The sequence below is a fragment of the Streptomyces poonensis genome, from assembly GCF_014650915.1.
GTDB classification, from domain to species: Bacteria; Actinomycetota; Actinomycetes; order Streptomycetales; family Streptomycetaceae; genus Streptomyces; species Streptomyces poonensis.
Window position 1 is genome coordinate 687973 of record NZ_BMVW01000001.1, and the last position, 20573, is coordinate 708545.

Below are 20573 nucleotides of genomic sequence, written 5' to 3' on the forward strand. Positions count from 1 at the left end.
CCGAGTCGTTCAGGGCCGCCGAGTCCTCCGGGGCCTCCGGGTCCTCCGCCTCGGGCGAGCCGTGCGGGGCAGGCGCGGGGGCGCGAGGCCGTACGGCGCTCGGCTGTACGGCGCTCCCCTGCCCCGCCGAGGTCCCCGCAGCCCCGGCCCGCCGCGGCCGGTGCCGTACGGCGCCGGTCCCCTGCGGCCGGTGCCGTACGGCGGCTGCCGAATCCTCGGCTCACCGGGCTCGGCGGCGGGCTCTTCTGCGGGGTGTCGATGCTCGCGCTCGGCGGCCTGGACCGCCTGCTGTTCGAGGCGTCGCTGGCGGTGTACGGCGCGCTGTTCCTGCCCGTCAGCGCGCTGACGGCGTTGTGGGTGCGGCGGAGCGACACGGTCACCGCGCCCGTGATCGTGCCCATCGCGTTCGCCCTCGGGCTGCTCACCGTGGCCGACGGCGACGGTCTCCCGGGGCGCCTGGTCGGCCTGGTCACCGCGCTCGCCATGGCCGCGGGCTGGCTGTACGGCGGCACGCTCGCCGCCGGTGTCATCGCGACCGTACGGAAGCTCCGGCTGATGCGCCGCAGGGCCGCCGCCCGGCAGCGGGACCGGGGGCGGGTCGGGCTTCCCCTGCCACCGGCTCAGGCGCGACGCCGCACCGCTTGAACCGGGCCGCGCGAACCGGGCCGCTAACCCTGCGCCGCCCGCATCGCCGCCCCCACGATCCCCGCGTTGTTCTGCAGCTCCGCCGGGACGATCTCCGCCGTGATGCCCTCGATCAGCGGCAGGAACTTGTGGGACTTGCGGCTCACGCCACCGCCGATGATGAACAGCTCCGGCGAGAAGAGCATCTCCACGTGCGCCAGGTACTTGGTGACACGGCGGGCCCACTGCTCCCAGGAGAGGTCCTGGTCGTCCTTGACCTTGCTGGAGGCGCGCTTCTCCGCGTCGTGGCCGTTCAGCTCCAGGTGGCCCAGTTCCGTGTTCGGCACGAGGGCGCCGTCCACGAACACCGCGCTGCCGATGCCGGTGCCGAAGGTGAGCATGATGACCGTGCCCCGCCGGTCCCGGCCGGCGCCGAACCGCATCTCGGCCACGCCCGCCGCGTCGGCGTCGTTGAGCACCGTCACCGGCAGGCCGCCCAGGCGCTCGCCGAGCAGGGCGCGCGCGTCGACGCCGATCCAGTTCTTGTCGACGTTGGCCGCCGTACGGATCGTGGAGCCGCCCGTGACCACGCCGGGGAAGGTGGCACCGACCGGTCCCGTCCAGCCGAAGTGGTCGACGACCTGCCGCACGCCGTCGGCCACCGCGTCCGGCGTCGCCGGGTGCGGGGTCAGCACCTTGTACCGCTCGTCCGCCAGGTCGCCCCGCTCCAGGTCCACCGGGGCACCCTTGATCCCGGATCCGCCGATGTCCACACCGAAGATCTGCATGGCTCTACGTTACGTCGTACGACGGACAGTGACGCCCCCGCCCTCGCAGAGCCTCCCGCGGTTTCCGGGGCGCCGGCGCGCTACTCGCCGACCGGAGTCTCCGGAGCCTGTCCCGTGCGCTCCGCCATCAGCGCCGCCGCCTCCTCGCGCAGGTCGCGACGGAGCTCCTTCGGCAGGGAGAAGGTGATCGACTCCTCGGCGGCCTTGACGATCTCGACGTCCTCGAAGTCCCGCTGGGACAGCCACTCCAGGACCTGCTCCACGAGGACCTCCGGCACGGAGGCGCCCGAGGTGACGCCGACCGTCGAGACGCCCTCCAGCCAGGCCTCGTCGATCTCGTCGGCGAAGTCGACCAGGTGCGCGTCGCGCGCGCCGGCGAGCTTGGCGACCTCCACGAGCCGCTTGGAGTTCGAGGAGTTGCGCGAGCCGACCACGATCACCAGGTCCGCCTCGGCGCCCATCTGCTTCACGGCGAGCTGGCGGTTCTGCGTGGCGTAGCAGATGTCGTCGCTGGGCGGGGAGACGAGCTGCGGGAACTTGTCCTTCAGCGCGTCGACCGTCTCCATGGTCTCGTCGACGGAGAGCGTGGTCTGGGAGAGCCAGACCACCATGGACGGGTCGCGGACCTCGACCTTGGCGACGTCCTCGGGGCCGTCGACCAGCTGGATGTGGTCCGGCGCCTCACCGGAGGTGCCGATGACCTCTTCGTGGCCCTCGTGCCCGATCAGGAGGATGTCGAAGTCGTCGTTCGCGTAGCGGATCGCTTCCTTGTGGACCTTGGTGACCAGCGGGCAGGTCGCGTCGATGGTCGCGAGGCTGCCGCGCTTGGCCTCCTCGTGGACGGTCGGGGCGACACCGTGCGCGGAGAACATGACGATGTTCCCCGGCGGCACCTCCTCCGTCTGCTCCACGAAGATCGCACCCTTTTTCTCCAGGGTCTGCACGACGTACTTGTTGTGGACGATCTCGTGCCGGACGTAGACCGGGGCCCCGTACTGCTCCAGGGCCTTCTCCACAGCGATCACGGCACGGTCGACACCGGCGCAGTAACCGCGCGGGGCGGCGAGGAGGACACGGCGGCCAGGCTGAGCAGTCATGCGGACCATCGTAAGGGCCTCGCCCGGTGGCCCGTGGAGCACGCCCCCTGGGGCAGCGGGGCATCAAGGGGGCGCACGCCCGTCGGCTCTGTCGAGCGCACGCCCGTCGGCTCTGTCGGCCGTGTGTCCGGTGGCTCTGTTCGAGCGCGCGTCCGTCGGCTCTGTCGGGCGTGCGTCCGTCGGCTCTGTCGGTGGTGCCCACTACCCTCGGGCGCATGGCACTGACTACGTCCGCGGACGCCCCGCTGCCCGTCGGCGAGGTGTCGCGGCTCATCGGGGGATGGATCGACCGGCTCGGCGCCGTGTGGGTCGAGGGGCAGATCACCCAGTTGTCGCGGCGCCCCGGAGCGGGCGTCGTCTTCATGACGCTGCGCGATCCGTCGCACGACATCTCGGTGAGCGTGACCTGCTACCGGCAGGTGTTCGACGCGATCGCCGACGTCGTCAGCGAGGGCGCCCGCGTCGTGGTGCACGCGAAGCCGGAGTGGTACGCGCCACGGGGCCAGCTCTCCCTGCGGGCCGCCGAGATACGGCCGGTCGGCGTGGGCGAGCTGCTCGCGCGGCTCGAACAGCTGAAGAAGTCGCTGACCGCGGAGGGACTGTTCGCGCCCGAGCGCAAGAAGCCGCTGCCGTTCCTGCCGCAGCTGGTCGGGCTGGTCTGCGGCCGCGCCTCGGCCGCCGAGCGGGACGTGCTGGAGAACGCCCGGCACCGCTGGCCGGCCGTCCGCTTCGAGGTGCGCAACGTCGCCGTGCAGGGCGTCCACGCGGTGCCGCAGGTCGTCCAGGCCGTGAAGGAGCTGGACGCGCTCGACGACGTCGACGTGATCATCGTGGCGCGGGGCGGGGGCAGCGTGGAGGACCTGCTGCCGTTCTCCGACGAGGAGCTGGTACGGACCGTCGCGTCCTGCCGTACGCCGGTGGTGTCGGCGATCGGGCACGAGCCGGACACCCCGCTCCTCGACTACGTGGCCGACCTGCGCGCGTCCACGCCGACCGACGCCGCCAAGAAGGTCGTGCCGGACGTGGGCGAGGAGAACGAGCGGGTGCGCTGGCTGCGCGACCGTGCGCGGCGGAGCGTGGAGGCGCTGGTGGAGCGCGAGGAGCGCGGGCTCGCCCATGCGCTGGCCCGCCCGTCGATGGAGGACCCGCACCGCATGATCGACGAGCGCGCGGACCAGGTCGACGCACTGCTCGCCCGTGGCCGCCGCTGCTTCGGCCACCATCTGGACCGCTCCTCGTCGGAGCTGACGCACACCCACGCGCGCGTGGTGGCCCTCTCCCCCGCCGCGACGCTCCAGCGGGGCTACGCGGTGCTCCAGAAGGCCGACGGCCATGTCGTCCGCGCGCCGGAGGAGGTCACGGGGGACGAGCCGCTGCGGGCCCGGGTGGCCGGGGGCGAGATGACCGTACGAAGGGACGCTTAGGGTGGGAAGCATGACCAGCAAGGTGAGTGAGGGCGCCGGGTCGCTCGGCTACGAGCAGGCGCGTGACGAGCTGATCGAGGTCGTACGGCGGCTGGAGGCGGGCGGTACGACCCTGGAGGAGTCCCTCGCCCTGTGGGAGCGCGGCGAGGAGCTGGCCAAGGTGTGCCGCCGCTGGCTCGACGGCGCGCGCAAGCGGCTGGACGCGGCGCTGGCGGAGGACGAGGACGGGAACGGGAGCCCGGACGGCGGCGAGGGCGGGCCGGCCGCCGAGTAGTACGTCACTCCGCGGCCACCGGGCAGTACGTCACCCCGCGCAGTCCGTCACTCCGTCTCCAGCGCCTCCGCCATCGTCCTCAGCTGCGCGAACGACGCCGACCCCGTCACCACGGTCGTCGACCCCTCGCCCGGGAGCACGAGGGCGTCGTAGCGTTCGCCCTCGTACCGCTGCCAGGTGCGGCCGCCGATCTCCTCGGTGTCCTCGGTCTTCTCGGCTCCCTGGGTCGCGTCCTCGATGAACTCGGACGTCTTCTCGGCGGCGGACTGCTCCACCCCGACGTACTGACCGTCCGGGGCGTGGTAACCGAGGTGCCAGGCGTCGGACTGGTCGCCCTGGAACCGGACCGAGGTCGCCTTCCAGCTGTCGGGCAGGCCCTCGGGCGCGGCCACCGGATACGACGCGGCCCGCCGTGCCGTCAGGAGCTCGACGCGGTAGTCGAGCCGCTTGAGCTCGGGTTCCTTGTCGTCGTGCGGGACGAACAGATAGATGACACCGGCCGCGACACAGATGAGCCCCAGGGAGAGGATCATGTCGCGGACCGTCTGCTTGCCTTTCATGCCTGCCACGCACTCATCGTCGCAGGTGCCCCGGTCTGCTCATCCGTGGGGTCCCCTGCTCATTTTGTCAGCCTGACGATAGAGTCAGCTGGAAGTACCTGGAACCCTCACCCGGCCGTCGCGTCCCCGCCCCGTCCCCCGTCCCATCCTCAGGACACCCTGCAAGGAAACCCTGCGGGCGCAGATCCGTGCCGTACCAGAAAGGTGCGTTTGTCGATGACCGAGCATCATCTGCCGTCCGAACTCGAAGTCCCCTCCGAGGCCCCCGACCGCAACCTCGCCCTGGAACTGGTCCGCGTCACCGAGGCCGCCGCGATGGCCGCGGGCCGCTGGGTCGGCCGCGGCGACAAGAACGGCGCCGACGGTGCCGCCGTACGCGCCATGCGCACCCTCGTCTCCACCGTGTCGATGAACGGCGTCGTCGTCATCGGCGAGGGCGAGAAGGACGAGGCCCCGATGCTCTTCAACGGCGAGCGCGTCGGTGACGGCACCGGCGCCGAGTGCGACATCGCCGTGGACCCGATCGACGGTACGACGCTGACGGCCAAGGGCATGCCGAACGCGATCGCCGTGCTGGCCGCCGCCGACCGCGGCACGATGTTCGACCCGTCCGCCGTGTTCTACATGGACAAGCTGGTCACCGGGCCGGAGGCCGCCGACTTCGTCGACATCAACGCGCCCGTGGCGGTGAACATCCGCCGGGTCGCCAAGGCCAAGCGCTCCACGCCGGAGGACGTGACGGTCGTCATCCTCGACCGGCCGCGCCACGAGGGTCTCATCAAGGAGGTCCGGGACACCGGCGCCCGCATCAAGCTGATCTCCGACGGCGATGTCGCGGGTTCGATCCTGGCGCTGCGCGAGACCAGCGGTGTCGATCTGCTGCTCGGCATCGGCGGCACGCCGGAGGGCATCATCTCGGCGTGCGCCGTGAAGTGCCTGGGCGGTGTCATCCAGGGCAAGCTGTGGCCGAAGGACGACGAGGAGCGGCAGCGGGCCATCGACGCCGGCCACGACCTGGACCGCGTGCTGACCACGGACGATCTGGTCTCCGGCGAGAACGTCTTCTTCGTCGCCACCGGCATCACCGACGGGGAGCTGCTGCGCGGGGTGCGCTACCGCGCCGAGACGGCCACGACCGACTCGATCGTCATGCGCTCCAAGTCCGGTACGGTCCGCCGGATCGACTCGGTGCACCGGCTGAGCAAGCTGCGCGCGTACAGCTCGATCGACTTCGAGCGCGCGAAGTAGCGGCAGGAGGACAGCAGCGCGTCACGGTCCCGTACGGCGAAGGGGCGTCCCAGGTGCGGAGGGGGCGCCCTTTCGCCGTACGTACCGTACGAACCACGAGCGCCGTACGGGCCGTGAGCACCGTACGGACCGTATGCACCGCAGGTACCCGTGCGTGCCGGCTAGCCGGCGGCGACTATCGTCCCCCGCGCCGCCTTCTTGAGCTCCAGGTCGCGCCGACGACGCCGAGCCAGCACCACGCGGCGCTCGGCGGCGGTGAGGCCGCCCCAGACCCCGTACGGCTCCGGCTGCAGCAGCGCGTGCTCGCGGCACTCGACCATCACGGGGCAGCGGGCACAGACCCGTTTGGCCGCCTCCTCCCGGGAGAGGCGGGCCGCGGTGGGCTCCTTGGAAGGGGCGAAGAACAGTCCGGCCTCGTCGCGCCGGCACACGGCCTCCGTGTGCCACGGGGCGTCCTGATCCCTGTCGCGCACTGGCACCCGCTGGGACGGAACACGGACCTGCAGGGACGAATGCGGCGGTTGCAGCACGGTCTACTCCTGACGACGGCTTCGCGAGCGAGAGTCGATGCAGCAAGCTCTACCCACTGTACGCAAGCCTATGCGCTGAGTTTCGAACCGCTGGCAAACCGCTGGAATTCAGGGGCGCCGCGGGTCGGCCGCGCATGGGGCGACACGCTTCGAAGCCACCCGATATTCGCAGAAGCTAATGCCCCAGGTGTTTGCGCAAACCGTCGTCGACCTTGCGTGAGACGCGGTCGAAAAGATCGGCGATCAGCTTGCCGCGCTTCGGTTTCGCCTCGATGTGGCCCAGTACGGCGAGGCCGTCCACGTACACCACGGGCGCGTCGGGCTGTCCGGAATCGAGCGTGTCCACCTCGAAGTTGCCGAGGACGCCGCCGCCGCTGCCGCGCAGCGAGACGTTCTCCGGAACGCGTATCTCGACGCTGCCGAAGACCGAGACCGCCTTGATCATCACCTGGCGGTGCTCGAACAGCGCCTCGCTGAGGTCTATCTCCACGCTGCCGAAGATCGCGTAGGCATGGATCCGGCGACCCGCACGCCAGCGCCCTCTGCGTATCGCCGCGCTGAAGACGGCCACCACACGCTCGTCCGCTTCGGCCGGCATCGAGCCGGGCGTCGGACGGTTGGGCACCGGCACGTCTTGGACGCCGGTGGCGTCGGTCGCCCCGGACGCGTGAGATGTGTGGGCGGCCGGCAGGTCCCGCACGAACACGTCGAGCTCACCCACGGTCTTGGCGCCCAGTACGCCCTCGACCCGCTCGGCGTGTTCCTCCGCGGTGAGGCGGCCCTCGGCGAGGGCGTCGCGCAGGAGGTCGGCGACCCGGTCACGGTCGGCGTCGGAGGCGCGCAACTGGGCGGGCGGCAGCGGTTCCTGGGCGGCGGCGCTCTTCTGAAGGTCCACGTGGGCAGCATAGCCACTCGCGATAGATCGCGACTAGGGGTACGACCGTGAATGAACGCCGACAATCGACGTCCGCACCTCCACAACTGAGCCTTACCTCACAAGCTCGTTGCCCGATGCAGGTTCTACGCTGATTGGGCGCTGCCAACGGAGGCCAGCGGCCGTCTGTGAAGTGAGGAATAGGCGAGATGCCGGAATTCGCGTACACCGATCTGCTCCCCATGGGAGAGGACACCACCCCTTACCGGCTGGTGACCTCCGAGGGTGTCTCCACCTTCGAGGCCGGCGGGCGAACGTTCCTCAAGGTGGAGCCGGAGGCGCTGCGCAAGCTCGCCGAGGAGGCCATCCACGACATCCAGCACTACCTGCGCCCGGCCCACCTCGCGCAGCTGCGCCGCATCATCGACGACCCCGAGGCGTCGAGCAACGACAAGTTCGTAGCCCTGGACCTGCTGAAGAACGCGAACATCGCCGCCGCGGGTGTCCTCCCCATGTGCCAGGACACCGGCACGGCGATCGTCATGGGCAAGCGCGGCCAGAACGTCCTGACCGAGGGCGGCGACGAGGAAGCGCTCTCCCGCGGCATCTACGACGCGTACAAGAACCTCAACCTGCGCTACTCGCAGATGGCTCCGCTCACCATGTGGGAGGAGAAGAACACCGGCTCCAACCTCCCGGCCCAGATCGAGCTGTACGCGACGGACGGCGACGCGTACAAGTTCCTGGTCATGGCGAAGGGCGGCGGCTCGGCCAACAAGTCGTTCCTCTACCAGGAGACGAAGGCCGTGCTGAACGAGTCCTCCATGATGAAGTTCCTGGAGGAGAAGATCCGGTCGCTGGGCACGGCCGCCTGCCCGCCGTACCACCTGGCGATCGTCGTCGGCGGCACGAGCGCCGAGTACGCCCTGAAGACGGCGAAGTACGCCTCCGCGCACTACCTGGACGAGATCCCGGCCGAGGGCTCCCCGCTCGGCCACGGCTTCCGCGACAAGGACCTCGAGCAGAAGGTCTTCGAGCTGACGCAGAAGATCGGCATCGGCGCGCAGTTCGGCGGCAAGTACTTCTGCCACGACGTCCGCGTCATCCGGCTCCCCCGGCACGGCGCGTCCTGCCCGGTCGCGCTCGCGGTGTCCTGCTCGGCCGACCGCCAGGCCGTCGCCAAGATCACGGCGGAGGGCGTCTTCCTGGAGCAGCTGGAGACCGACCCGGCTCGGTTCCTGCCGGACACGACGGACGAGCAGCTGGAGTCCGAGGGTGACGTCGTCAAGATCGACCTCAACCAGCCGATGGACGACATCCTGGCCGAGCTGACCAAGTACCCGGTCAAGACCCGCCTCTCCCTCTCCGGCCCGCTCGTCGTGGCCCGCGACATCGCCCACGCCAAGATCAAGGAGCGGCTGGACGCGGGCGAGGAGATGCCGCAGTACCTGAAGGACCACCCGGTGTACTACGCCGGCCCGGCGAAGACCCCCGAGGGCTACGCCTCCGGCTCCTTCGGCCCGACGACGGCCGGCCGCATGGACTCCTACGTGGAGCAGTTCCAGGCGGCGGGCGGTTCGAAGGTGATGCTGGCGAAGGGCAACCGCTCGCAGCAGGTCACGGACGCGTGCGGCACGCACGGCGGCTTCTACCTCGGCTCCATCGGCGGCCCGGCCGCGCGCCTCGCCCAGGACTGCATCAAGAAGGTCGAGGTCGTCGAGTACGAGGAGCTCGGCATGGAGGCCGTCTGGAAGATCGAGGTGGAGGACTTCCCGGCGTTCATCGTCGTCGACGACAAGGGCAACGACTTCTTCAAGGACCCGGCGCCGGCACCGACGTTCACGAGCATTCCGGTGCGGGGGCCGGGGCTGGTGTAACGGAAACGGCCCGCGTTCGTACGTGCCGCCCTCACCCGCGCACAGCGGGTGGGGGCGGTTCGGCGTCGGGCCCCTGCCCGATGATCGCCCGCAGCGCCGCGAGGTGCCCGTGGTACGCCTCGCGCCCGCGCCGGGTCAGCCGCAGCCAGACACGCTGACGGGTGTCGCGTACGGCCTTGCGCTGCTCGACGTACCCGGCGTCCATCAGCGCCCCCGCGTGCTTGCTCAGGACGGAGGCCGACAGGCCGAGTTGTTCCTGCACCACTCCGAACTCGGCCTCACCGGCGGTGTCGAGCAGCGCGCAGATGCGCAACCGGTTGGGCGCGTGGACGAGGTTGTCGAAGCCGCCCGCCGCCGGGTCGGCCGGCTTCCGGGCGGTCACGCCGCCCTCTCGTGCGTACCGCGCCCGTGCAGCCGTACGAAGGCGAGGTGGAAGCCGACGGAGACGGCGGCACCGACGGCCGAGGCGACGACGACCCACCACACCTGGCCGGTGAACCGGAAGGCCCATGCCGAGCCCACCACCAGCACGGGTGCCCCGATCATCAGGGGAACGGTCGCCCGCTTGGGCAGCACGTCCAACCGGAGCGCCACGCCCGTGCGCTGCCTCCAGGAGCGGGCGGCGGCCGCGAACGACGCCATGAACACGGCGATCATCGCCATGAGCACCGTCCACCAGGTGGCGTGGGGCAGCAGCCAGGAGTCTTCGGCCACCACACCGCCGTACACGAGGGGCAGGGCGGCGAGGTAGATGGTGAGAGCGATGGTGAACCAGAGGGGCCAGGGGGTGGCCGACAGGGCGGTGGTGGAGGCCCGGATGCGTTCGGCTTCGGCGAGCGCTGCCAGCGCCTCCTGCGGGGTCGGGGAAGGGGTACGGCCGGAGAGTCCCGCGTCAGTTTCCATACCGGAAACTCTAGTCGTGACTTTCCACTACGGCAACAGTGCCAGTGATCAGTGGGCGCCGAGCTCGCACCACAGCAACTTGCCCCTCTGCCCGAAGAGGTCATCACCGAGGGGACGAGCACCCCAGTCGTCCGCGTAATGGCTGACGAGGAAGAGGCCGCGCCCGTTCTCGCCGTCCGGCGGCACGGCCACGGGCCGGAACCGCCCCGGCCCCTGGTCGAACGGGGGCGGGATATGCGGGTTCGCGTCCCACACGCTCATCCGCAATCGGCCGCCACCCAGCGCGCGGAGCCGCAGGCCGGAGGGGCCCTCGGAGTGCCGGTACGCGTTGGAGACCAGCTCGGACGCCAGCAGCTCCGCCGAGTCGATGAGTTCGCGCAGGCCGTACTCGGCGAGGACGGCACGAAGGGTTCGGCGGGCGATGCGGGCGGCGCGGGGGTCGTAAGGCAGGTGGAGGGCGTAGGACCAGAACTCGGGTGTCTCGTGCTGCGACGGGGCTACGGTGACCACGGCGATCTCCTGTCGTAGGGACTCGGGCGTTCGGCCGGCCGGGTCGGGCGGTGGCAGTGCCGCATACACAGGTACGCGGTGCGCTTCCGGCTCGTCGACCAGGCCGATTCAGTGGCTTGAGTCAGACCGTAGACTGCAACCCCTGAACCTTTTGCATTGTTCAGCAAAACCTTCAGGGATTTGCTTCGTGCGGGTGACCGCCCCGCCAGGCGTACGAGAACGGAGCAGGACCATGGCAGCGAGAAGTGCCCCGACGGCTCGCCGACTCAGGATCGGCATCGAGCTACGCCGGCTCAGGGAACGAGCCGGCATGACCGCCGCTCAGGCCGCTCGGGCACTGGGGACGACACAGGCTCAGATCAGCAACATCGAGGCCAACCGCTTCGGTGTCAGCGCGGAACGCGTCCGCACCCTCGCCCGCATCTACGACTGCACCGACCAGGCTCTGGTCGAGGCGCTCGCGGATATGGCGGCGGATCGCACCCGTGGATGGTGGGAGGAATACCGCGGCTCCTTGCCGTCCCCACTACTTGACCTGGCCGAGATGGAGCATCACGCATCAGCCCTGCGTGTCGCCCAGGTCATCAACATCCCTGGACTGCTGCAGACGCCGGAACACGCTCGCGCGCTGTTCCACGAAGTCGTGCCAGTCCTGCACCCCCACGAGATCGAACACCGTGTCTCGCATCGCGTGAAGCGCCAAGCAGTCATCTTCCGCGACCGACCGGTGCCCTACACCGCGATCATCCACGAGGCCGCACTGCGCATGCAGTTCGGCGGCCGGGCGGTGACACGTGCCCAACTCGACCACATCGTCGACATCAGCACGCAGCCGCACATCACCATTCGCGTCATCCCCTTCGACGGCACCACGTTCCCCACGGCCGGCCACGGTCTGGACTACGCCCACGGCCCCTTGACCGCGCTGGACACCGCACAGTTGGACACCACGCACGGAAGCGAACTCGTCGACGCGGCGGCAAAACTGGAGACGTACAGACTCGTACTCGACCGCATGGAGCGAGCTGCTCTTCCGCCCGCCGCATCGCGAAAGCTCATCCACACCATGGTCAAGGACATCTGAGGGAGTACGAACCGTGATCGAGCTCAACTGGCAGAAGTCCACCTACAGCGAGACGGCGTCCTCCTGCGTCTACCTCGCGGCCACTCCCGAGGGAGGCATTCTCCTCCACGAAAGTGAGGACACTGACGTCATGTTGTCCACGGGACCACGGCAGCTCCAGGCGTTGATAGCCAGTCTGCGCGCAGTCGGAGGTCTGCCTGGGAACGCCTTCTGACGGGCTCGGTGAAGGCCGTGGCTCTCATGCTCGCCTGGCAGAAGTCGACGTTCAGCCCCGACGGCTCCGACTGCGTCTACGTGGCCACCACCCCCCGACGGAACGATCCTCCTCCGCGAAAGCGACGCCCCGGAGACCATCCTCAACACCGACACGCACCAACTCGGCATGCTGATAGCCACCGTACGAGGCATGCCCCACCCGGCCGCCGACTGATCCCGGCACCATCCCGTCCAGGCCCCCGTGCGGCGCACCCCCCTCCTAATTCACGCGACGCCACGCCCCGCTTCTGTAACGCTGCGGTCGGGCGTGAACGAACAAGGGGTGGGAGATCGATGGGCTTCACCATGGCAGGACCGGTTCTGGAAGGCGACCTCGTGCGCCTGGAGCCCCTGGAACACCGCCACGCGGCGGACCTGGCCATGGCGGCCGAGGAGGACCGCGGCTCGTACGGGTTCACCTGGGTACCCAGAGCCGCCGAGGTCGCGGAGTACATCGACTCCCACGCCGCCCGTACCGCCGCCGGGAAGCTCGCACCGTACGCGCAGGTGGACCGGGCGTCGGGGCGGGCGGTCGGGGTGACGTCCTTCTGGGATCCACGGCTGTGGCCGGCGGGGGACCGACTGTGCGCGGTCGAGGTCGGGTTCACCTGGCTCGCCGCGTCGGCGCAGGGCACCGGCGTGAACAGTGAGGCCAAGTACCTGCTGTTCCGGCACGCGTTCGAGACATGGGAGGTGGCCCGCGTCGACCTGAAGACCGACGCGCGCAACCGCCGCTCGCGCGCCGCGATAGAGGCGGTGGGCGCCCGCTTCGAGGGCGTGCTGCGGAACTGGTCCCCGTCGTGGGCGCCGGGCGAGGACGGCCGGCTCCGTGACTCCGCGATCTTCTCGATCATCGCGGAGGAGTGGCCGGAGTGCCGGGCCGGGCTCGAGAAGCGGATCGCCCGGAGCCTGTAGTCCGCTCGGAGGATGCCGCCCTGCGGGCCGCCCGGCCTCGCGGCCTCCCGGGGAACATCGCCACCCGCCACTACGCTTCACCAGGTATGAGCGACCTGAATGACGCCACCGGCGACTACCGCATCGAGCACGACTCCATGGGCGAGGTCCGCGTCCCCGCCCACGCGAAGTGGCGGGCCCAGACCCAGCGCGCCGTGGAGAACTTCCCGGTCTCCGGGCAGCACCTGGAACGCGCGCACATCGAGGCCCTCGCCCGGATCAAGGCCGCCGCCGCCAAGGTGAACGCGGAGCTCGGAGTCCTCGACGAGGACATCGCGCAGGCCGTTCAGGACGCGGCGGCCGAGGTCGTCGACGGGAAGTGGGACGAGCACTTCCCCGTGGACGTGTTCCAGACGGGCAGCGGCACCTCGTCCAACATGAACACCAACGAGGTCGTCGCCACCCTCGCGAGCGAGCGGCTCGGGCGGGACGTGCACCCGAACGACCACGTCAATGCCTCACAGTCGTCCAACGACGTGTTCCCGTCCTCCATCCACATCGCCGCCACGGCCGCCGTCACCCGTGATCTGATCCCGGCTCTCGATCACCTCGCCGCCGCCCTCTCCCGCAAGTCGGAGGAGTTCGCCGACGTCGTGAAGTCGGGGCGGACGCATCTCATGGACGCCACCCCGGTCACGCTGGGGCAGGAGTTCGGCGGGTACGCCGCCCAGGTGCGGTACGGGATCGAGCGGCTGCGGGCCTCCCTGCCGCGGCTCGCCGAGCTGCCCCTCGGCGGGACCGCCGTCGGGACCGGCATCAACACCCCGCCCGGGTTCTCCGCCGCCGTGATCGCCGAGGTCGCGCGGGCCACCGGGCTGCCGCTCACCGAGGCCCGCGACCACTTCGAGGCGCAGGGCGCACGGGACGGGATCGTCGAGACCAGCGGGCAGCTGCGGACCATCGCCGTGGGGCTGACCAAGATCGCCAACGATCTGCGGTGGATGGCCTCCGGGCCGCGCACCGGACTGGCCGAAATCCAGCTGCCCGATCTCCAGCCCGGGTCGTCGATCATGCCGGGGAAGGTCAACCCCGTGATCCCGGAGGCGGTGCTCATGGTCGCGGCGCAGGTCATGGGCAACGACGCGACCGTCGCCGCCGCGGGCGCCGCCGGCAACTTCGAGCTCAACGTCATGCTGCCCGTCATCGCCAAGAACGTGCTGGAGTCGATCCGGCTGCTCGCCAACGCCTCCCGGCTGCTCGCCGACCGCACCGTGGACGGCATCGTCGCCGACCGGGAGCGGGCCCGCGAGTACGCCGAGTCGTCCCCCTCCGTCGTGACCCCCCTCAACAAGTACATCGGGTACGAGGAGGCCGCGAAGGTCGCCAAGAAGTCCCTCTCCGAGCGGAAGACGATCCGGGAGGTCGTGCTGGAGAGCGGGTACGTCGAGCGCGGCGACCTCACCGAGGAGCAGCTCGACGAGGCGCTGGACGTGCTGCGGATGACTCACCCGTAACCACCCGCGCACGGGCCCGACTCCCGGGGAACATGGCCGGAACCGGGTCCCGCCATGGCGTGAACCTCGGCTCCCCCCGCAGCGTCGTATGCCTCTGGCACCTAATATCTGTGCATGGCGCATGACGGAGCGGTGGAACGGGCGGGCGCGGGCGGACCGGTGGCGCGCTGGGCTCCCGGCAGCCACATCCTGTGGCGGTACCGGGAGAACGCCGGCGATCGCTTCCACATCGTGCGTCCCGTCACCGTCGTGCGCGACGACGACGAGGGGCTCGCGGTGTGGATGGCGCCCGGCACCGAATGCGTCAAGCCGGTGTTCGTCGACGGGACACCGGTCAACGGGGAGCCGCTGGAGTCCCGTTACACCAAGCCGCGGACCGTGACGCGCGACCGCTGGTTCGGCACGGGTGTGCTGAAGCTGGCGCGGCCGGGCGAGCCGTGGTCGGTGTGGCTGTTCTGGGAGCCGGGCTGGCAGTTCAAGAACTGGTACGTGAACCTGGAGGAGCCGCTGACCCGCTGGGACGGCGGCGTGGACTCCGAGGACTGGTTTCTCGACATCTCCGTGCACGCGGACCGCAGTTGGGACTGGCGCGACGAGGACGAGTTCGCCCAGGCCCAACGGGACGGGCTGATGGACGCCCGGCTCGCCGAGCGGGTGCGGGCGGCGGGCGAGTCGGCGGTGGAGGTGATCCGCGCCTGGGGCCCGCCGTTCTCGGACGGCTGGCCGCACTGGCGCCCTGATCCGGCCTGGGACGTACCCTCACTGCCGGACGACTGGGACCGTACGCCCGCGTACGTGTCCTCATGAGACCCTTGTTGCGCGCCCGGTACCCAACCGTAGGATCGTCCTCCGCGAGGGCGCGACTGGGGAGTAACTTCCGTAGCAAGCACGAAGCTTGACCGTACGTCACCGAGGGGCGGCAGGACGTGATCAAGGGGTACGAGGGCTACAACGGTACGGGCCTCAGACGGTCGGCCGGACGGTCCGCGCCGTCCGCCGACGGGCCCGCCACGACCGTCCGCGGCGCCGGAACCGCTTCTTGCCATGCGGGTATTCCGTTCCCGGGGCCCGTCTTGCGGGTATCCGGTTCTCGGCGGGACGCAACTACGGGTTCGCTGCGGGACCGACTGCACGCACGGCGCGCAGCCCCGGACGGATGGATTCGACACGCGTGACGGAGCACCCCACCTCCCATGAGCGCCCCCAGCCGGGCGCGGGCCCCGCGGACCCCTGCGGGGCACTCCTGCGTACCCAGGACATGCTGCGGATGCCGCCCCAGCAGCCACGACAGTCCCCGCTGCCCTCCGCCGCGTTACCCGCTCAGGCGGGCATGGCCGACGTGCCGGGCGAGCCGGGCGGCACGCCGGCCGCCGGCGGTACGGAGCTCCAGGGCGCCGGTGCCGGGGCGGGTACCGATGCCGGCGGCGCCTCCGCGACCAGTGGTCCCGAGCACGCGCAGCCCGCGGTCACCGAGTCCGACCCGCATCCGCACCGGCCGCGCCCCGCTCCGGAGAGCATTCCCGTGCAGCCGGGACCCGGCAGCGAGCAGGAACGCATCTCCAGCGGATCCGGCGCGCCGGGTGACCCCGGTGGCCCCGGCACGTCCGGTGAGGGCGAGCGGCGTCAGGGGCAAGGTGTGGCGCCGGGCAGTCCCATGCCGATGCGGCGGGACGGCGACCGGCTCCGGTTCGTCGGGGCGGCGACCCGGCGCATCGCCCGGGGTATCGACCTGGACGAGATCGTCATGGGTCTGTGCCGGGCCACCGTGCCGACGTTCTCCGACGCGATCCTCGTCTTCCTCCGTGAGCCGCTGCCCGTCGGCGACGAGCGGCCCACCGGTCCGGTGGTCCTGCGGCTGCGCCGTACCGACCGGATACCGGAGGAGCGGGAGACCGAGGGCGGCTTCCTGCCCGCGCTCCCGCCCGAGCCGGGCGGCGAGCTCTCGGCGGTCACGGCCGAACTGTGCGAGGTGCGGCCCGGCGGCGCGCTCGCCGAGGTGCTGCGGGGTGTACGGCCCGTCTTCGCGGACGCGCCCGCGGCCCGCGCCGCGCTGCCCGAACTCCTCGGCGACGAGGCCGATCTGACGGTGCCGCCCGGCCGGCGCGCCATCCTCGCGCCGCTGCGCGGGCGCCGCCGGGTGATCGGCGCCGCGCTGTTCCTGCGCCGCCCGGAGCGCCCGGCGTTCGAGTCGGACGACCTGCTGGTCGCCGCCCAGCTCGCCACGCACAGCGCGCTCGGCATAGACAAGGCGGTGCTGTACGGCCGCGAGGCGTACATCGCGGACGAGCTCCAGCGCACGATGCTGCCGGAAACCCTGCCGCGGCCCACCGGCGTGCGGCTGGCCTCCCGCTACCTCCCGGCCGCCGAGACCGCCCGGGTAGGCGGCGACTGGTACGACGCGATCCCGCTGCCGGGCAGCCGGGTGGCGCTGGTCGTCGGCGACGTCATGGGCCACTCCATGACCTCGGCGGCGATCATGGGGCAGCTGCGCACCACCGCGCAGACCCTGGCCGGGCTGGACCTGCCGCCGCAGGAGGTGCTGCACCACCTCGACGAGCAGGCCCAGCGGCTGGGCACCGACCGCATGGCGACCTGCCTGTACGCGGTGTACGACCCGGTCTCGCACCGCATCACCATCGCCAACGCCGGACATCCGCCGCCCGTCCTGCTGCACCTGGGCGGCCGGGCCGAGGTGCTGCGGGTGCCGCCGGGCGCCCCGATCGGCGTGGGCGGGGTGGACTTCGAGGCCGTGGAGCTGGACGCGCCCGCCGGGGCCACGCTCCTGCTCTACACCGACGGGCTGGTCGAGTCCCGGCTGCGGGACGTGTGGACCGGCATAGAGCAGCTCCGCGAGAAGCTCGCCGCGACCGCGCAGCTGACCGGGCCGGACCATCCGCCGCCGCTGGAGGCGCTGTGCGACGAGGTGCTCGACATGCTCGGCCCGGGCGACCGGGACGACGACATCGCGCTGCTCGCCGCCCGGTTCGACGGGATCGCGCCCAGTGATGTCGCGTACTGGTTCCTGGAGCCGGAGGAGATGGCTCCGGGACGCGCCCGGCGCCTCGCGCGGCACGCGCTGTCGCGCTGGGGCCTGGAGGAGCTGTCCGACTCGGTGGAGCTGCTGATCAGCGAGGTCGTCACCAACGCGGTGCGGTACGCGTCCCGGCCGGTCACGCTGCGGCTGCTGCGCACGGACGTGCTGCGCTGCGAGGTCACCGACGACGTGCCGCAGCTGCCGCGGCTGCGTCAGGCGCGGGCCACCGACGAGGGCGGGCGCGGTCTGTATCTGGTCAACAAGCTGGCCAGACGGTGGGGTGCGACCCGGCTCAGCGCGGGCAAGGTGGTGTGGTTCGAGCTGAACCGGGGGTGAGGCCGAACGCGGTCGCGCGGCCGGTGACGCAGAAGGGGTGGCCCGTCGGGCCACCCCTCGCGTCGTCTCGGAGACTACCGCCCCCGGGACCACCCTCCCCCGCTACTCGCCTTCCTCCTGCCACCACTCGTCGTCGCCGTCCGGAGGCGATGCGGACCCCGAACTCGCCGGCGGGCTGACGGGCGGGCTGCTCGTGGCCTCGTCGTCCGGGGGCTCCGCCGTCGTCGCCTCGTCGGTCGGGGTCTGTGACGGGGGCGCCGACGTCGTCGACTCCTCGGTGGTCGGCTCGTCGGAGGGGCTCTCAGACGGCGACTCCGAGATGGTCGGCGACTGGCTCGGCTGGACCGCGGCGCCCTGGTTGGTCTCCAGGTCGAACTCGCTGATCTTGCCGCCCAGCGCGCCGAAGGTGTACTGGGCCCAGATCTGGGCCGGGAAGCTGCCGCCGGCGACGCGGCCCTTGCCCGGGAGGGTGCCGGTCGCGCCCTGCAGGGTGACCTGGGCGTGCGTCTTGGAGTCCTCACCGAACAGGCCGACCGAGGTGACCAGGTCCGGGGTGTAGCCGGTGAACCACGCCGACCTGTTGAAGTCGGACGTGCCGGTCTTGCCGGCGACCTGCTGACCGCTGCGGGCCGGGTTCTCGCGCACGGACTTCCGGGCCGTGCCGTCGTCGACCACGCCGGTGAGCACCGAGGTGACCGTGTCGGCGGCCGTGCGGCTGATGACCTGCTCGCCGATCGGGTCGGGCATCTCGACCGCGAGGTCCCGGTGCTCGGCCGAGGCCAGGATCGCCGGGGTGACCTTCTTGCCGTGGTTGTCGAGGGTGGCGTACACCCCGGCCATCTCCAGCGGGCTGGCGCCCATGGAGCCGAGGGTCTGGGCGGGCACCGCCTGCTCGTCCTCGACGTCCATGCCGAGCGAGCTCGCGACCTCCATCACCTTCTCCATGCCGACGTCGACGCCCATCTGCGCGAACACGGAGTTGACGGAGGCGTTCATGGCCTCCTGCACGGTGACGTCGCCGTAGTCGACGTCGTCCTCGTTCGGCGGGGCGAATCCGACCTCGTTGCCGTTCGCATCCACGACCGGCCGCTCGCTGGTGCCGTCGTAGACGGTGCTCGCGGTGATCGGCAGCCCGTCCTGCGTCGTCGCCTCCTCGTCCACGGCGGCGGCGAGGATCACCGGCTTGAAGGTGGAGGCGGGCTGGTAGTCGGAGCGCGTGGCGTTGTTCGTGTAGTGCTCGGTGTAGCCCACGCCGCCGTACATCGCGAGGACCTTGCCGGTCTTCGGGTCGACCGAGACGGCACCGGCCTGCACATCGCCGTCGACGTCCCGCTTCTCCGGGTCCAGCTTGCTGGTGAGGGTCTCCTTGACGGCCTTCTCCAGCTGGGCCTGCTTCTTCTTGCTGACGTTCAGCGTGATGGTCCAGCCGCCCTTGTCGACGAGCGCCTTGGCCTCGTCCAGGTCGGTGGCCGAGCCCTGGGCGACGAGCTGCTTCGCCAGCTCGTCGTTGGCCGCCTCCACCAGGTAGCCGGTCTGCCCCTCCATGCCGGGGGCGCCCTGCGGGTCCTTGGGGACGGGGAACTTCATGTCGGCGCGCTCGCCGGCGTCCAGCCACTTCATCTCGACCATGTTGTCCAGCACGTAGTCCCAGCGCTCCCGGACCAGCTTCTTGCTGGTGTCGGAGGCGACGGCCCAGTCGTACTGGCTCGGGGCCTGGAGCAGCGCGGCGAGGTAGGCGCCCTGCGCGACGTTCAGCTTGTCTGCGTCCACGCGGTAGTACGCCTGGGCGGCGGCCTGGATGCCGTAGGCGCCGCGGCCGTAGTAGCTGGTGTTGATGTACCCGGCGAGGATCTCGTCCTTGGTCTTCTCGCGGTCCACCTTCAGCGAGATGACCAGCTCCTTCAGCTTGCGGCTGATCGTCTGGTCCGAGGTGAGGTAGTAGTTCTTGACGTACTGCTGGGTGATCGTCGAGCCACCCTGCTTGCCCTTGCCGGAGAGCGTGTTGAGCAGACCGCGGGCCGTTCCCTTGAGGTCGACGCCGGCGTCCTTGTAGAACGTCTTGTTCTCGGCGGCGACGAAGGTGTGCTGGACGCCCTCGTCGACCTCGGCGAGGTCGACGATCTGGCGGTTGACGCCGTCGCCCTTGCGGGCGAGCGTGCTGCCGTCGCTGTACTTGTAGACGTTGGTCTCCTGCTGCGCGTCCGCGTTCGCCCCGTTGGGGATGTCGATCAGCAGGTAGAGCACGATGAAGCCGAGCATGCCGAGCAGGCAGAGGCCGAAGAACGCGCCGATGATCTTCTTGATGCCGAAGAAGCGGCGTATGCCGCCCTTGCCGGCCGCCCTCGACGAGCGCCTGGGCGCCGCGCGGCGGCCCCCGCGCTGCCGCGCTCGTCTCTCTTCCGCTCGTCCCATGACTCCGGTCCGCTCGCTTCCTTCTCGTTCCTTCTCGCGTGTCACTCGTGTGGGTCGGTCGACCCAGCAAGCTAACACCGCGGGCTGTGACAAAGGACCGTCGATCCCGGCTTTTCAGGACGTGACAATCAGCACGCCGCCCCATGAAACCGACGTCACCACAGGGTGAAAGGTTGCCTCATCCGGCACCGAAGCCACGTCCGCCGCCGTAGCAGAACCGTGACAATCGCCCCTGACCTGCGGGCTCTCATGCACCGCCACCCCGGATCGTCACCTGCGCACGGACCTATACACGGCACGTATACGTGGTGTGTATACCTCGTGTGTAGAGTCCT

General features: G+C 70.7%; 20 protein-coding genes. 11 read left to right on the forward strand and 9 right to left on the reverse strand.

Annotated features, from left to right (window positions below; genetic code table 11):
* The first annotated feature begins 258 nt into the window (after nt 1-258).
* Nucleotides 259-645, forward strand: a complete 387-nt coding sequence (locus IE242_RS02995; RefSeq protein WP_373299467.1) for a DUF6542 domain-containing protein — start codon at nt 259-261, stop codon at nt 643-645.
* Nucleotides 646-668: 23 nt separating this feature from the next.
* On the opposite strand, the gene ppgK is transcribed toward IE242_RS02995, so the two are convergent.
* The gene (gene ppgK / locus IE242_RS03000; RefSeq protein WP_189854958.1) at nt 669-1412 is read right to left on the reverse strand and encodes a polyphosphate--glucose phosphotransferase; all 744 of its coding nucleotides are present in this window, start codon (nt 1410-1412) and stop codon (nt 669-671) included.
* A gap of 80 nt (nt 1413-1492) precedes the next feature.
* Complete coding sequence (locus IE242_RS03005; protein WP_189854960.1) at nt 1493-2518, reverse strand: 4-hydroxy-3-methylbut-2-enyl diphosphate reductase; 1026 nt, start codon at nt 2516-2518, stop codon at nt 1493-1495.
* Nucleotides 2519-2724: 206 nt separating this feature from the next.
* Between IE242_RS03005 and xseA the strand changes: the two genes are divergently transcribed.
* Entirely contained in the window at nt 2725-3933 is a 1209-nt protein-coding gene (xseA, locus tag IE242_RS03010) for an exodeoxyribonuclease VII large subunit (protein WP_189854962.1), read from the forward strand.
* Nucleotides 3934-3943: 10 nt separating this feature from the next.
* Nucleotides 3944-4207 carry an exodeoxyribonuclease VII small subunit gene (locus IE242_RS03015; RefSeq protein ID WP_189854964.1) on the forward strand — a complete coding sequence of 88 codons (264 nt, stop codon included), beginning with the start codon at nt 3944-3946 and terminating at the stop codon, nt 4205-4207.
* A 47-nt stretch (nt 4208-4254) separates the two neighbouring features.
* On the opposite strand, the gene IE242_RS03020 is transcribed toward IE242_RS03015, so the two are convergent.
* Nucleotides 4255-4776: a DUF4245 domain-containing protein gene (locus IE242_RS03020; RefSeq protein ID WP_189854966.1), complete on the reverse strand. Its 522-nt coding sequence runs from the start codon at nt 4774-4776 to the stop codon at nt 4255-4257.
* 207 nt (nt 4777-4983) lie between these two features.
* Here IE242_RS03020 and glpX point away from each other — a divergent pair, with 207 nt between their 5' ends.
* Nucleotides 4984-6015, forward strand: coding sequence for a class II fructose-bisphosphatase (glpX, locus tag IE242_RS03025; RefSeq protein ID WP_189854968.1), 1032 nt, complete (start codon nt 4984-4986; stop codon nt 6013-6015).
* Nucleotides 6016-6176: 161 nt separating this feature from the next.
* Here the strand turns inward: glpX and IE242_RS03030 are convergent, their stop codons facing one another.
* Nucleotides 6177-6545 carry a WhiB family transcriptional regulator gene (locus IE242_RS03030; protein ID WP_078493537.1) on the reverse strand — a complete coding sequence of 123 codons (369 nt, stop codon included), beginning with the start codon at nt 6543-6545 and terminating at the stop codon, nt 6177-6179.
* Nucleotides 6546-6720: 175 nt separating this feature from the next.
* Nucleotides 6721-7440 (reverse strand): DUF1707 SHOCT-like domain-containing protein, encoded by a 720-nt coding sequence (locus IE242_RS03035; protein ID WP_189854970.1) that lies wholly within the window; start codon nt 7438-7440, stop codon nt 6721-6723.
* Between the two features lie 188 nt (nt 7441-7628).
* Between IE242_RS03035 and IE242_RS03040 the strand changes: the two genes are divergently transcribed.
* Nucleotides 7629-9296 (forward strand): fumarate hydratase, encoded by a 1668-nt coding sequence (locus IE242_RS03040; RefSeq protein WP_189854972.1) that lies wholly within the window; start codon nt 7629-7631, stop codon nt 9294-9296.
* Nucleotides 9297-9327: 31 nt separating this feature from the next.
* Here the strand turns inward: IE242_RS03040 and IE242_RS03045 are convergent, their stop codons facing one another.
* From IE242_RS03045 to IE242_RS03055, 3 genes are read right to left on the reverse strand one after another with little or no spacing between them, the layout of a single operon-like run.
* Nucleotides 9328-9678, reverse strand: a complete 351-nt coding sequence (locus IE242_RS03045) for a transcriptional regulator (RefSeq protein ID WP_189856506.1) — start codon at nt 9676-9678, stop codon at nt 9328-9330.
* A complete protein-coding gene (locus IE242_RS03050; protein WP_189854974.1) occupies nt 9675-10199 on the reverse strand; it encodes a hypothetical protein in 525 nt (174 codons plus the stop codon). The genes IE242_RS03045 and IE242_RS03050 overlap by 4 nt, the downstream gene beginning before the upstream one ends.
* A 48-nt stretch (nt 10200-10247) precedes the next feature.
* Nucleotides 10248-10709, reverse strand: a complete 462-nt coding sequence (locus IE242_RS03055; protein ID WP_189854977.1) for an ATP-binding protein — start codon at nt 10707-10709, stop codon at nt 10248-10250.
* A 232-nt stretch (nt 10710-10941) separates the two neighbouring features.
* Here IE242_RS03055 and IE242_RS03060 point away from each other — a divergent pair, with 232 nt between their 5' ends.
* The 6 genes from IE242_RS03060 (at nt 10942) to IE242_RS03085 (ending at nt 17826) form a co-directional block, all read left to right on the forward strand.
* Nucleotides 10942-11793, forward strand: a complete 852-nt coding sequence (locus tag IE242_RS03060; RefSeq protein ID WP_189854979.1) for a helix-turn-helix domain-containing protein — start codon at nt 10942-10944, stop codon at nt 11791-11793.
* Nucleotides 11794-11806: 13 nt separating this feature from the next.
* A complete protein-coding gene (locus tag IE242_RS03065) occupies nt 11807-12007 on the forward strand; it encodes a DUF397 domain-containing protein (RefSeq protein ID WP_189854981.1) in 201 nt (66 codons plus the stop codon).
* A 335-nt stretch (nt 12008-12342) separates the two neighbouring features.
* Nucleotides 12343-12963: a GNAT family N-acetyltransferase gene (locus IE242_RS03070; RefSeq protein WP_189854983.1), complete on the forward strand. Its 621-nt coding sequence runs from the start codon at nt 12343-12345 to the stop codon at nt 12961-12963.
* An 86-nt stretch (nt 12964-13049) separates the two neighbouring features.
* Nucleotides 13050-14456: a class II fumarate hydratase gene (locus IE242_RS03075; RefSeq protein ID WP_189854985.1), complete on the forward strand. Its 1407-nt coding sequence runs from the start codon at nt 13050-13052 to the stop codon at nt 14454-14456.
* 114 nt (nt 14457-14570) lie between these two features.
* A complete protein-coding gene (gene fomD, locus IE242_RS03080) occupies nt 14571-15263 on the forward strand; it encodes a cytidylyl-2-hydroxypropylphosphonate hydrolase (protein WP_189854987.1) in 693 nt (230 codons plus the stop codon).
* Between the two features lie 349 nt (nt 15264-15612).
* Nucleotides 15613-17826 carry an ATP-binding SpoIIE family protein phosphatase gene (locus tag IE242_RS03085; protein WP_189854989.1) on the forward strand — a complete coding sequence of 738 codons (2214 nt, stop codon included), beginning with the start codon at nt 15613-15615 and terminating at the stop codon, nt 17824-17826.
* Between the two features lie 102 nt (nt 17827-17928).
* Here IE242_RS03085 and IE242_RS03090 read toward each other — a convergent pair whose 3' ends face one another.
* On the reverse strand, nt 17929-20238 hold the full coding sequence (locus IE242_RS03090; RefSeq protein ID WP_189854991.1) for a transglycosylase domain-containing protein: 2310 nt from the start codon (nt 20236-20238) through the stop codon (nt 17929-17931).
* Nucleotides 20239-20573: the final 335 nt, after the last annotated feature.